Here is a 12,456-nt window from a genome sequence, read left to right as displayed (position 1 = left end):
GTCCGGCGGAAAAGGCGACGGCGTCGTGGTGATCGGGCTGGGCCGGTTCGGCACCTACCTGGCCGCGACCCTGGCCCAGCTCGGCAACGAGGTGCTCGCCATCGACCGGGACGCGCAGACGGTGCAGCGGTGGTCGTCCCGCCTGGACCGGGTGGTGCAGGCCGACGCGACCGACGAGACCGCATTGCGCCAACTCGCCATCGGTGAGTACGAACGGGCGGTGGTGTGCATCGGCGCGGCGGTGGAGGCGAGCATTCTCACCGTCCTCGCACTCACCGAGGTCGGCGCCTCGTCGGTCTGGGCCCGCGCCACCTCCGGGAAACACGCCAGGATCCTCTCCGCGATCGGGGCGCGGCACGTGGTCTTCCCGGAGGCGGAGACCGGGGAGCGGGTCGCCCACCTGATCGTCAGCAACATGCTGGACTTCATCGAGTTCGGCGACGACTTCGCCATCGCCAAGGTGCGGGTCCCACCGCCCCTGGTCGGCCGCACGTTGGCCGACGTGACCCCGAACGCCCGCTACGGCGTCATGGTGGTCGGGGCGAAACGGCCCGGGAGCCGGTACGAGTACGCCACGCCGGACACGGTGCTCACCGAGGGGTCCCTGCTGATCGTGGAGGGCGGCATCGACCAGGTGCAACGTTTCGCCGGACTGACCTGAGCGGCGCGGGCCGGCTCGTCGGGCACCGGTCGAAGTGGTCACCGGAGCCGGCGGCGGACCTCACCGGTCGGCCGGCTCCTCACCGCCGTCGTCGCCGCCGTTGTCATCGCCTCCGTCGCCGCCGCCGTCGTCATCGTCGTCGTCCCCACCGCCGCCACCGGTGTCATCGGGACTTGGGGTCACGTCCGGAGTTGGCTCCGGAGCCGGGGCCGGGTCCGTTACCGGGGGCTCCGGCTCCGGAGTTTCCTCTTTTTTTCCCTCACCACCCTTGCCCTTGCCTTTGCCCTTGCCTTTGCCCCCGCCGTCCCCGTCGTCGTCGGAGCCCCCGGTGCGCGGGGTCGTGCCGGACGTGGTCGGGGAGCCGCCGGTCCGGGTCGCCCCGCTCGACGTGCCCACCGGGGCGGGCAGGGGGGTGGGTGAGCCGGCCACCCCGGCGACCTGGACCTCACAGGTCTCCGTGCCGATCTGGAACCGCACCGGCAACGGATTCGCGCCGACGTACCGGCCGGTCAGGGCGACCTTCGCGGCGGCACCGGGCGCCAGCGTGGCCTGCCCGGCAGCCGAGTGGACCTCGACCGTCCGGCCCTGCTGTCGCACCGTGGTCGGGTGCGGGCCGGTGACCGTCTGGTCGCCCGGCAGGGTGAAGCGCATCGTCCAGTCCCGCAGTTCGGCCGGGCCGGTGTTGGTCAGCGTCAGGTCAGCGGCGAAGGTGCGGCCGTCGTCGCGGCGCAGCGCGTAGTCGACCGTGCAGGGAGCCGGGCGGTCGAGCCCCATCCGGGCCTCGTCCGGGGTGACCTGGTCGCCGTTGGCCGGACGCTGCCCGCTCATCCCCCAGACCACGCCGGTCACCGCGAGCAGTCCGGCCGCCAGCACGCCCGCCTGCGCCTGACGTCGTCGCCGGCTCGCCACCCGCCGCGACCGACTCACCGACGACGGCAGCGCGTCGGTCGCCGCCGACCAGGGCAGGATCGTGGTGTTCGCGGCGGCCAGCAGCGCCGGGTCGGACGGTCCGGCCGGCGACACCGGTACGGCGGCGACCACCCCGGCCGCCTCGGCGAGGGTACTGGCCAGCTCGACGCTGCTCGGCCGGTCCTGGGGACGCTTGGCCAGGCAGCGGTGCACCAGCTCGACCACGTCCACGGGCAGGTCGGCCACCGGTGGCATCGGCTCCGGGTCGGCGTGCACGTGGGCGCGGAGCATCTGCGTGGTGGTGCTCGCCTGCCAGGGCAGCCGCCCGGTCAGCATCCGGTACAGCAGCAGTCCGACCGCGTACACGTCGGTGGCCGGGGAGACCTGGCCGTCCTCCAGCCGTTCCGGGGCGAGGTACGCCGGGGTGCCGAGCAGCGCCCCGTCCGGCCCCTTCTCACTCTCCCCCACCAGGGCGGAGATGCCGAAGTCCACGACCTTCACGCCGGACGCGGTGAGCATCACGTTCCCCGGGGTGACGTCCCGGTGGACCACCCCCCGGGCGTGCGCGGTGGCCAGGGCGGCGGCCGTCTCGGCGGCGATGGTCACCGCCTCCCGCCAGGGCAGCTGCCGGTCCCGCCCGAGCCGGGCGGTCAGCGGCACACCGTCGACCAGCTCCATGACCACGTACGGAACGGTCAGCCCGACCTGCTCCGACTCGCCGTAGTCGTAGACGTTGGTGATGTGCGGGTGGATCAGCCGGGCGGACGCCTGCGCCTCGGCGCGGATCCGGTGGCGGAACGCCCGGTCGCTGGCCAGCCGGGAGGCGAGCACCTTGACCGCCACCTGGCGGCCGAGCACCTCGTCGTAGCCCCGCCAGACCACGGACATTCCGCCCGCACCGAGCTGTTCGATCAGCCGGTACCGGTCACCCAGCAGCTGCGCGCCCTTCCTGACCCCACCACCCATGACAACATCTGTTGCCCGATGGAACGGATGGTTACACCGGTCACGGCAGAATCGGTCAGCCTCGCCGCGGCGGCGCGGTGCGGACGCCCCGCCGGGAGGCCGGGCTCAGGCGGTGGCGAGAAGCTGGTCGACCGGGGCGTAGTCGTCGGTCAGCACCAGCGCGTCACCGACGAACGCGGTCAGATCGGCACCGGACAGCAGCCGGGTCGGCTGGTCCAGGGTGGCGAGCCGTTCCCCGACGGCGGTCAGCGGCAACGGCCCGTCCGAGGCGACGATGAGGAAGTTGGACCCGTGCTCGCCGCGCAGCGCGGCCGGCGGGGCGATCAACGCCACGTTCCGGAACTCGGCGGCCACGGTGGCCACCTCGGCGCGGATGAACCGCAGCGGCGGGTAGTCGATGACGTTCTGCACGTAGATCCCGCCGGGACGGAGCACCCGGTGGACCTCGGCGGCCATCTCCCGGGTGGCCAGGTGCCAGGGCACCACCAGGTGTCCGAAGGCGTCCCCCACCACGAGGTCCCGACTGGCGGCGGGCTCCCCGGCGACCAGCAGCCGGGCGTCGCCGACCTCGGCCCGCATCCCCGGCCCGGTGCGCAGCCCCAGCTCCGTCCGGCCCAGGTCGACCAGTCCCCCGTCGATCTCGAAGACCAGGTTGTCGCTGCCGGGGCGGGTCGCGGCCAGGTAGCGGGGCATGGTGAAGCCGCCCCCGCCGACGTGCAGCGCGTCCAGCGGCTGCCGGGTCGGGGCTGCCACGTCGGCGACCGCCCCGATCCACTGGGTGTACTCGAACTTCAGGTGCGTCGGGTCGGCCAGGTCGACGTAGGAGTGCTGGGCCGAGTTCAGCAGCAGCGTCCGACCGGTCGGCCGGCTGCCGTCCACCTCCACCGACGCGCAGTGGTACGCGGTCTCCACGTCGCACGGGTTCGGCGCGACGGCGGCCAGGCCCGCCCCGGCCAGCCCGAGCACCGCCAGCGCGGCGCGGGTGCGGGCCGGACCGGGCAACCCGGTGCGGTCCTGCCGGTGCAGGTGGACCCCGAGGGCGATGCCGCTCACCCCGAGCGCCACCGCCAGCCCCAGCATGATGACCGAGCTGGGCAGGGCCGCCACCAGGACGAAGCCGGTGGCCAGCGTGGCCGTGATGCCGCCGAGGGTGCCGATCCCGGACAGCCGCCCGACCACCTGCCCGGTCCGGCGCAGGTCGGCCAGCTGCAGTTTCACCACCAGCGGGGTGACCGCCGACAGCAGGGCCGCCGGCACGAAGACGGCCGCCGCGACGAGCAGCAGGATGGCACTCGCCGCGCCGCCGCGCAGCACCTCACCGGCGTACCGGACCACGGGCAGGGTGACCGCGGTGGCGATGCCGGCCAGCACCAGCGCCGGGGCGAGCAGGGGACGCGGGTCCCGCCGGTCGGCGAGCCAGCCGCCGGTCCACGCCCCGTACGCGATGGCGGCCAGCGCGATTCCGATCACCGAACTGGTGACCTGGAGGGTGACCCCGACGTACGGGCCGACCAGGCGCAGGGCCACCGTCTCCAGCACCAGCACGGCCCCGCTGGAGAAGAAGACCAGGAACGCGGCGAGACCGGTGGGCAGCGCGCGGCCGGTCACCGGCGCGGGCGGCGCGACGTCGACGTCGACGGGGGACTTCGGGGAGCTCACCGCTGCGATGGTACGCAGCGTTCCTGGTAGGAGCGGTCAGTACATGGAGAGATGAACGTGGTTCGTGTGGTCGGCGGCCGGGCTGCCGCTGCCGCCGTACGCCCGCCAGCCGGTGCCCGGGTGCCAGATCTGCCGGTACCAGATCACGTAGAGGACGCCGAGACGGCTGGCGTTACGGACGTACCAGGCCGCGAGCCGGTCGCCGTAGTCCTTGTCCCCACCGGTGGCGGTCTCGTCCTTGAAGCCGTTCGTGGCGGCGGAGAAGTCGCAGGCCCGGCCCTTGGGGTGCTCGCCGGATCCGCCGCCGCGGTAGCAGGAGACGTGCCGCCGGTAGCCGGCCGACTGGGCCTGCTGAAGGGCGTTGAGGGTGCGCGCGGTGATGCAGCCCGAGGTGGTCGGGTCGTTCACCGAGCAGGACTCCGACGGCCAGGAGCCGTCCGGGTTGCGCGGCGCCGGCCGGGCCGAGGCGGAACCGCCGCTGCCGAAGCCGCCACTCGGGCCGGAGCTGACGGCGGCGAGCGCCCGCTCGGCCTCCCGCTTCCGTTTGGCCAGCTGGTTGACCTGCTTGAGCTGCTCGCGGACCTCGGCGTCGAGGGCCAACTTGGCCCGGTCGGCCCGGCTGCGTTCCTCGGTCAGGGCCCGCACCCGCCGGGCGTCCCGCTGGGCCATCACGTCCAGCTCGGCGGCCCGCTGGAGGAAGGCCTCCGGGCCGCTGCTCCGTAACAGCAGGCCGGTGGCGGTCAGCCGGCCCTGCTTGTACGAGTGGACGGCCACCTCGGCCACCTGGGCGGTCAGCCCGACCAGCCGGGACTCGATGTTCTTCACCTCGGCGGCCAGCAGGACCTGCCGCTTCTTGGAGTTCTCCAACTTGGCGGTGGCCTCGAGATGGCCCTTGGCGCTGGCCTCCAACGCGTCCCGCAGCGCCTTGGTGCCGCCCTCGGCGGGCTCGGCGTGGGCCGGAGCGGGCCCGGCCAGCACCAGCGCCACCACGGCGAGCAGCGCGACCAGTGGCCGGAGGCCACGACACCGGTGGAGAGCCGTCCTGCGCACGAAAGTCGATGTCCTCTCGTCAGCCGGGTCACGAGACGCGGGGCCCGGCCCCGGATGCGTCCTCGGCGTGGACCGCCGGTCACAATACCGGACCGCCGACCGCCGGCCGATCCGGTGACGGCCCGGATCGCGGCCCTGACGCCACCGGTGTCTCAGTCGGCGAGCAGGGCGGCGTGCACCTCGTCCCAGACCTGCTCGTTCGCGGCCACCAGCAGCCCGTGGTCGTCCACGGCCGGGTGGTAGTCGGTGCCGTCGAACCGGCGGACCACGCCGCCGGCCTCCCGGACCAGCAGCGCGCCCGGCACGTGGTCCCAGGGGAACGTCCGCCAGAAGAGGACGAAGTGCTGCGTGCCGGCGATCACGTCGAGGTACTCCCGGCCGGCGCAGTGCTGGCCGGGAAGGACCTCGCCGATGCGCCGACCGCCGGCCGTCACCCGGGACCGCATCGACGGCGGCAGGTAGTGGCTCATCGACGCACCACGCAGCTCGCCGAGGGGAGGCACCCGACCGGCCGTGTCGACCGGCCGGCCGGCCAGCCGGGCACCCGCGCCGGCCCGGCCCACGGCCAGGGTGTCGGCCAGCGGGTCGAGGATCCAGGACGCCGCCGGCTCCCCCTCGGTCAGCAGGGCCACCATCAGGGCGAACGGCCGCCGCCCGGCGGCGAAGTTGGCGGTGCCGTCGACCGGGTCGACCAGCCAGACGTCGCCCGCACCGCGCAGGTGCGCCAAAAGGGAGGGATCGGCGGCGACCGCCTCCTCGCCGACCACCACCGAGCCGGGACGCAACCGGAGCAGTTCCTCGGAGATCATCTCCTCGGCCCGCTGGTCGGCGACGGTGACCACGTCGCCCGGGGCCTTCTCGGTGATCTCGTGGTCGTCGAGTCGCCGGAACAGTGGCACGACGATCCGCTCGGCGGCCTCGCGGAGCACGTCGCCGACGTCGTCGAGCAGGGTGTCGTCAGCCACGCGGCGGCAACTTGACCACGCTGACGAAGAACTCGTCGATCTGCCGGACCACCGAGATGAACCGCTCGAAGTCGACCGGCTTGGTCACGTACGCGTTCGCGTGCAGCTGGTAGCTGCGCAGGATGTCCTCGTCCGCCTGGGAGGTGGTGAGCACGACCACCGGGATCCGGCAGAGCGTCTCGTCCTTCTTGATCTCCTCCAGCACCTCCCGGCCGTCCCGCCGGGGCAGGTTGAGGTCGAGCAGGATCAGGTCCGGCGTCACCACGTCGGCGTACTGGCCCTCGCGCCGCAGGTAGGCGAGCGCCTCGGCACCGTCGGAGACGACGGTCAGCCGGTTGCGGAGCTTGTGCTCCTCGAACGCCTCCTGGGTCATCAACACGTCGCCCGGGTCGTCCTCCACCAGGAGGACCTCGATCGGGCTCTTGCCGTCCGCCGGAGCGGTCATCCCACTGTCTCCTTCGCGCCACCCGCCCGGTCGTCCGTCACCTGGTCCGGACGCTGGTCGTCAGCGTCCCGAGCGGTCTCGGTCCTCGGCCCGGTCGTTGCCGTGTCGTCGGTGTCGGCGGGCCGGTCCCGGTCCGCGCCCGTCTCCGCGTCGGTGTTCCCGACCGGCTCGTCGCCCCCGGTCGCGTCGTCGTCCCCGCCGCCCCGCCCGTCGGCCGCCGCCCGCGCGGCCTCGACGTCCTCGGGCAGCGCCGGGAGGGTGAACCGGATGGCCGTGCCCTGCTCGGTGTCGGTGTCGACCCAGACCCGACCGCCGTGGTACTCGACGATCTTCTTGACGATCGCCAGGCCGATGCCGGTACCCGGGTAGGCGTCCTTCGAGTGCAGCCGCTGGAAGATCACGAAGATCTTGTCGGCGAACTCCGGTTCGATCCCGATGCCGTTGTCCCGGCAGGTGATCTCCCACTCGGCGTCCACCAGCCGCGCGGAGACCTGCACCTTCGGCGGCACGTCCGGCCGCCGGAACTTCACCGAGTTGCTGACCAGGTTGGCCAGCAGGTTGGTCAGCAGCGGCTCCTCACCCCGGATGGTGGGCAGCTCCGACCAGGTCAGTTCCGCATCGGCGTACTGCCGGGCGGCCTCGGTCTGACCGGCCACGTCCGCCATCACCTTGTTCAGGTCGACCTCGGTGAAGCCGGTGGTGAGGCGGCCGATCCGGGAGAAGGCGAGCAGGTCGTTGATCAGGCGCTGCATCCGCTGCGCGCCGTCCACCGCGAAGGCGATGTACTGGTCGGCGCGCTCGTCGAGCTGGCCCGCGTAGCGGCGCTGGAGCAGCTGGCAGAAGCTCGCCACCTTGCGCAGCGGCTCCTGGAGGTCGTGCGAGGCCACGTAGGCGAACTGCTCCAGGTCGCGGTTGGAGCGGACCAGCTCCTCGGCCTGCTTCTGGAGCTGGGCGTTGACCCACTCGATCCGTTCCCGGGCCTCCCGGACCTCGGTCAGGTCCTTGGCGATCTTGCGCCGCATCGCCTCGACGTCGTCGGCGAGCTGGCTGAACTCCGGCGGCCCGGTCCCGCTGATCCGGTGCTGGTAGTCGCCCTCGGCCACCTCCCGCACCTGGTCGGCCAGGCGGGTGAGCGGTCGGACGACCATCCGCTCCAGGGAGAGCAGCAGGACCGCACCGGCCACGACCACCACCAGCGCCGCGATGATCAGGAGTACGACCAGCAGGTTCCCGGTCCGCCGGATGTTCCGCTCGTTGGCCTGCCGTTCGGCGAGGATCTCCGCCTCCAGCCGGGACATCGAGCTGCGGATCTGGTCGAACTCCTGCCGGGTCCGGTCGTTGATCAGATTCTGGGCCGCCCGGGTGCCGTCCCGGTCGACCGCCGTGATCACCGGTACGGCCACCGCCTGCCGCCACCGTTCCGCCTGGACGCGGACGGCGTCGAGCTCCTCCCGGATCACCGGGAAGTCGTCGGCGAGCCGACCCATCGACTCGATCCGCTCCCGCTCCTGCTGGACGCCGCTCTCGTAGGGCACGAGGTCCCGGCGGTCGCCGCTGACGGCGTACCCGCGGACGGCGGTCTCCTGGTCGAGCAGCGCGTTGAACAGCTCCTGCGCCTGGACCCGCAGCGGACCGGTCTTGGTCAGCACCGCGTCGGTGTGGGAGCGGTTGCGGGCGGCCACCGTCGCCTCGGCGGCGGCCAGACCGACCAGCAGCACACCGACCACGGTCAGCAGGGTGACCACCCGTCGGCGCAGCGTCCAGCCCTGCGTCAGGTCCCTCACCGGCCACCGCCCCGACTCACCAGCAGCATGGCCACGTCGTCGGCGAGCGGGCCGCCGTTGATCTCCTCCGCCCGGCCGACCAGCCAGGCCGGCAGCTCGGGCAGGGGCACCGCCCGGTTCGCCGGATCGCCGACCAGGGTGCTCAGCCCCGGCACGTCGAGTCGTTCCTCGCCGTTACCCACGCGCCCCTCGATCAGCCCGTCGGTGTACATCAGCAGGGACCAGTCATCGGTGGTGAACTCCAGGTCGAAGGCGACGGGCCGGCGGGGGCGCACCCCGAGGAGCAGTCCGCCCGGGGCCGGCACCGGCGCGACCTTACCGTCGGAGATCAGCAGCGGCGGCGGGTGCCCCGCCAACCGTACGGTGGCCCGGTTGGCGTCCAGGTCCAGGCTCGCGGTGGCGACGGTGGCGAAGATCTCCTGGAGCCGGCGTTCACTCATCAGCACCTGCTCCAGGGCGGGCAGCACCTCGTCGTCGGGGACCCCGGCGAGGATCAGGGCGCGCCAGGCGACCCGCAGTTCCACGCCGAGCGCCGCCTCGTCCACGCCGTGTCCGCAGACGTCCCCGACGATCAGGTCGATCCGTCCCAGCCGGGTCTGCACCACGTCGTAGAAGTCCCCGCCGATCAGGGCGGCGTGCCGGCCCGGACGGTAGAACGTGTGCACGGCGATCCGGTCGCGCTCCATCAGCAGCGGTGTCGGCAGCAGGCCGCGTTCCAGGCGGGCCGACTCGGCCTGGCGCAACTCGACCTCGCGGAGCCGGCGGGCGTTCTCGTCGGCCCGCTTCCGTTCGACGGCGTAGCGCAGCGCACGGGTCAGCAGGACGCCGTCGACCGTGCCCTTGACCAGGTAGTCCTGCGCGCCCTCGGCCACCGCGACGATGCCCAGGTGCTCGTCGGAGCGACCGGTGAGCACGCAGACCGCGGCACCGCCGGCCATGTCGAGGACCTGACGCAGGCCGTCGAGCCCCTGGGCGTCGGGCAGGCCGAGGTCCAGCAGGACACAGTCGACGCCGACCACCCGCTGCCGGGCCTCGCTCAGGCTCGTGGCGACCAGCAGGTCGATCATCGAGTTGGTCTCGGCGAGCAGTTCCCCGACGAGGAAGGCGTCCCCCTCGTCGTCCTCGACCAGCAGGACCCGCAACCGCTCGCCCGGCGGCAGGGCCGGGTGCCGCCCGAGGCCGCCGTGCGGATACGCCAGCGGCGCGACGGTGGCGCGGGGCAGCCCCGTCCCCGGCACGGACCGGGTCACCGCCGCGAGACGCGGAAGATCACTACTGATGTCGGGCTCCTTCCGAGTGCCCTGCTGATCCTGTATTAGACAACGGTCGCACACAACACGACGGCCACGGCACGGGCCGGGATGGACTCCGTCACTACGCGGCTGTGGACAAAACGGCCCGCCTGCCGCCCGTTTCCCGGCCGACCGGGCACGCTCCCATGGACCGTTCCGTCCGGCCGCCCGGGGACCGTCCCGTCCGGCACCGGCCGGACAAGACGATCACGGTCTCCCGCCGGACGCGCGGGCGGGGCAGGATGGTCCCACCCCCGGCCCCACCCCCCGCGAGGAGACCCCAGTGGGCGCACCGCCTGCCACCCCCGCCGCCGACCGGGCGCTGGCCCGGCCGCGCCGCCGACCGATCGCCGCCGTGGCCGCGCTCGCCGCGCTCGTCGCGGTCGCCGCCGGCACCCTGTTCGACCTGCGTACGCCGGCCCCGGCCCCGGCCGACGCCCCGGCCGCCGAGTTCAGCGCCACCCGGGCGTACGAGCACGTGAAGGTGGTGGCCGCCGAGACCCATGTCGCCGGCAGCCCGGCCAACGACCGGGTCCGCGCCCACCTGGAGCAGACCCTGCGCGGGCTCGGTCTGGACACCTCGGTGCAGGACACCGTCGCGCCGGAGGCCGGGCAGCTCAGCGGATCCGCCGGGGGCACCACGCTGGCCCGGGTCCGGAACGTGGTGGCCCGGCTTCCCGGCACCGATCCGACCGGTCGGGTCTTCCTGGTCGCGCACTACGACTCGGTGCAGTCCGGGCCGGGCGGCAACGACGACGCCGCCGGCACCTCGGCGATCCTGGAGGCGGCCCGGGCGCTGACCAGTGGCCCCCGGCTGCGCAACGACGTCGTGTTCGTGCTGACCGACGCGGAGGAGGCGTGCCTCTGCGGGGCCGCCGCGTTCGCCGCCGAGCACCCGCTCGCCGCCGACGGCGGGGTGGTGCTCAACCTGGAGGCGCGCGGCAGCACCGGTCCCGTGATCATGTTCGAGACCTCCCGGCGCAACGCCGCCCTGGTGGGCGCCTTCGGCCGGGCCGCCCCGCACCCGGTGGGCACCTCGTTCGCCGTGGAGGTCTACCGGCTGCTGCCCAACGACACCGACTTCACCGCCTTCCTCGACGAGGACTTCGTCGGGTTGAACTCGGCGTACCTGGACGGCGGGGCGATCTACCACACGCCGCTGGACACCCCGGAGGCGTTGGACCGGCGCAGCCTCCAGCACCACGGCGACAACGTGCTCGCGCTGGCCCGGGAGTTCGGTCGGACCGACCTGGACAGCCTGGACGCCGGGCACGACGCCACGTACTTCCCGGTGCCCGGCGGTCTGGTCCGCTACCCCGGCTGGCTGACCTGGCCGCTGGCCCTGGCCGGGCTGCTGGCCGTCGCCGCGCTCGGCTGGGCGGCCCGCCGGCGCGGCCGGTCCAGCCTGCCCCGGCTCGCCGCCGGTTTCGGGCTGGCGGCGGTGCCGCTCGTCGCCGCCCCGCTCGCCGCCTGGCTGCTCTGGGCGGCGGTGCTCGCCGTCCGTCCCGGCTACGCCGAACTGCTCGACCCGTACCGGCCGGGGTGGTACCGGCTGGCGGTGGTGGCGCTCGCCGCGGCCGTCCTCTTCGGCTGGTACGCGCTGACCCGCCGCGCGGTCGGTCCGGCCGCGCTGGCGGTCGGCGGGCTGGGTTGGCTGGCCCTGCTCGGCGTGGTGCTCGCCGTGGTCGCGCCCGGTGGGTCGTACCTGGCGACCCTGCCCGCCCTGGCCGGCTCGGTCGCCGGTCTGGTGGCCCTCGCGACCCGGATCGACGGGCCCGGACCGGTGGTCGCGGTGACCGCCGCGGCGGCCGTGGGGATACTGATCCTGCTCCCCACGGTGGTGCTGCTCTTCCCGGCACTCGGCATGGGGATGGGCGCGGTCGCCGCGCTCTTCGCGACGCTGCTCGGATTCGCCGCGCTGCCCGTGGTGGACCTGCTGCACCCGCAGGCCGGCGGGGAACGCGGCATGGCCGCCGCGCGGGCCCGCCGCCGGGGAGCGCTGCCGGCGCTGGCCGCGACGCTCGCCGCGCTGGTCTTCGCCGCGGTGGGCCTGGCCGTGGACCGCTTCGACGCCGCGCACCCGGTCCCGACCCACCTGATGTACGCCCTCGACGCCGGCACCGGTCAGGCCCGCTGGCTCAGCCACGAGACCGACCCGCAGCCCTGGACCGACGGATACGTCGACGGGGTCGAGCAGGTGGACGACGAGTTCCCCGGCCTCGGCGACACGAAGCTGCGCAGCGGCCCCGCCCCGGCGGCCGACCTGCCCGCGCCGAAGGTGGAGGTACTCGCCGACACCCGCGCCGGCAGCGAGCGCACCCTGCGTCTGCGGCTCACGCCGCAACGGCAGGTCCGCCTGGTCACCCTGCACGTGGACGCCGGCACGGCCACCGTGCAGTCGATGGTGGTCGGCGGCCGGCCGGTCCATGTCGACCGGATCTCCGGCGAGCAGCGGTGGGACTTCGGGCTGGTCTTCCACGCTCCGCCGCCGGAGGGAGTGGAGATCACCCTGACCGTCACGCCGAAGGCCGAGCGGATCGCGCTGCGCGCCATGGACGCCAGCGACGGCCTCGACGCCCTACCCGGTTTCCGGCCCCGCCCGCCCGACGTCGGCGTGGTCGGGTCGCACACCTCGGAGATGCTGGCGGTGGCCCGGACCCATCAGCTCTGACCCCTCACAACCCGTTGCCGCAGAGGGCGGACTGAGCCTCGACCGGCACGTCGT

At 73.8% G+C, this 12,456-nt stretch carries 9 protein-coding genes; 2 read left to right on the top strand and 7 right to left on the bottom strand.

The genetic code is table 11. From position 1 onward, the window contains the following. The first annotated feature begins 28 nt into the window (after window positions 1-28). Window positions 29-661, top strand: coding sequence for a TrkA family potassium uptake protein (locus AB0F58_RS08185; protein WP_357140427.1), 633 nt, complete (start codon window positions 29-31; stop codon window positions 659-661). A 60-nt stretch (window positions 662-721) separates the two neighbouring features. Here the strand turns inward: AB0F58_RS08185 and AB0F58_RS08180 are convergent, their stop codons facing one another. From AB0F58_RS08180 to AB0F58_RS08150, 7 genes are all read right to left on the bottom strand, one after another. Beyond that, window positions 722-2,536: a serine/threonine-protein kinase gene (locus AB0F58_RS08180; protein WP_357139714.1), complete on the bottom strand. Its 1,815-nt coding sequence runs from the start codon at window positions 2,534-2,536 to the stop codon at window positions 722-724. Window positions 2,537-2,641: 105 nt separating this feature from the next. After that, a complete protein-coding gene (locus tag AB0F58_RS08175; protein ID WP_357139711.1) occupies window positions 2,642-4,195 on the bottom strand; it encodes a fused MFS/spermidine synthase in 1,554 nt (517 codons plus the stop codon). Window positions 4,196-4,231: 36 nt separating this feature from the next. Then, complete coding sequence (locus tag AB0F58_RS08170; protein WP_357139709.1) at window positions 4,232-5,245, bottom strand: hypothetical protein; 1,014 nt, start codon at window positions 5,243-5,245, stop codon at window positions 4,232-4,234. A gap of 152 nt (window positions 5,246-5,397) precedes the next feature. Then, on the bottom strand, window positions 5,398-6,210 hold the full coding sequence (locus tag AB0F58_RS08165; RefSeq protein WP_357139706.1) for an inositol monophosphatase family protein: 813 nt from the start codon (window positions 6,208-6,210) through the stop codon (window positions 5,398-5,400). Next, entirely contained in the window at window positions 6,203-6,655 is a 453-nt protein-coding gene (locus AB0F58_RS08160; protein ID WP_357139704.1) for a response regulator, read from the bottom strand. Before AB0F58_RS08160 ends, AB0F58_RS08165 begins: the two co-directional genes overlap by 8 nt. After that, on the bottom strand, window positions 6,652-8,439 hold the full coding sequence (locus AB0F58_RS08155) for an ATP-binding protein (protein WP_357139702.1): 1,788 nt from the start codon (window positions 8,437-8,439) through the stop codon (window positions 6,652-6,654). Before AB0F58_RS08155 ends, AB0F58_RS08160 begins: the two co-directional genes overlap by 4 nt. Beyond that, window positions 8,436-9,638, bottom strand: a complete 1,203-nt coding sequence (locus AB0F58_RS08150) for a fused response regulator/phosphatase (RefSeq protein ID WP_357140425.1) — start codon at window positions 9,636-9,638, stop codon at window positions 8,436-8,438. The genes AB0F58_RS08155 and AB0F58_RS08150 overlap by 4 nt, the downstream gene beginning before the upstream one ends. A gap of 376 nt (window positions 9,639-10,014) precedes the next feature. Here AB0F58_RS08150 and AB0F58_RS08145 point away from each other — a divergent pair, with 376 nt between their 5' ends. Then, window positions 10,015-12,402 carry a M28 family peptidase gene (locus tag AB0F58_RS08145; RefSeq protein ID WP_357139700.1) on the top strand — a complete coding sequence of 796 codons (2,388 nt, stop codon included), beginning with the start codon at window positions 10,015-10,017 and terminating at the stop codon, window positions 12,400-12,402. The last annotated feature ends 54 nt before the right edge of the window (window positions 12,403-12,456 follow it).

The organism is Micromonospora sp. NPDC023956, assembly GCF_040639195.1.
In the GTDB taxonomy this organism is placed as follows: Bacteria; Actinomycetota; Actinomycetes; order Mycobacteriales; family Micromonosporaceae; genus Micromonospora.
The sequence above is the reverse complement of the archived record's forward strand: the minus strand, read 5'-3'. Positions and strand labels throughout refer to the sequence as shown.

Bases quoted from the DNA above. Each gene is read 5' to 3' on its own strand.
- AB0F58_RS08180 (WP_357139714.1), bottom strand. From the start codon at position 2,536: ATGGGTGGTGGGGTCAGGAAGGGCGCGCAGCTGCTGGGTGACCGGTAC.
- AB0F58_RS08160 (WP_357139704.1), bottom strand. From the start codon at position 6,655: ATGACCGCTCCGGCGGACGGCAAGAGCCCGATCGAGGTCCTCCTGGTG.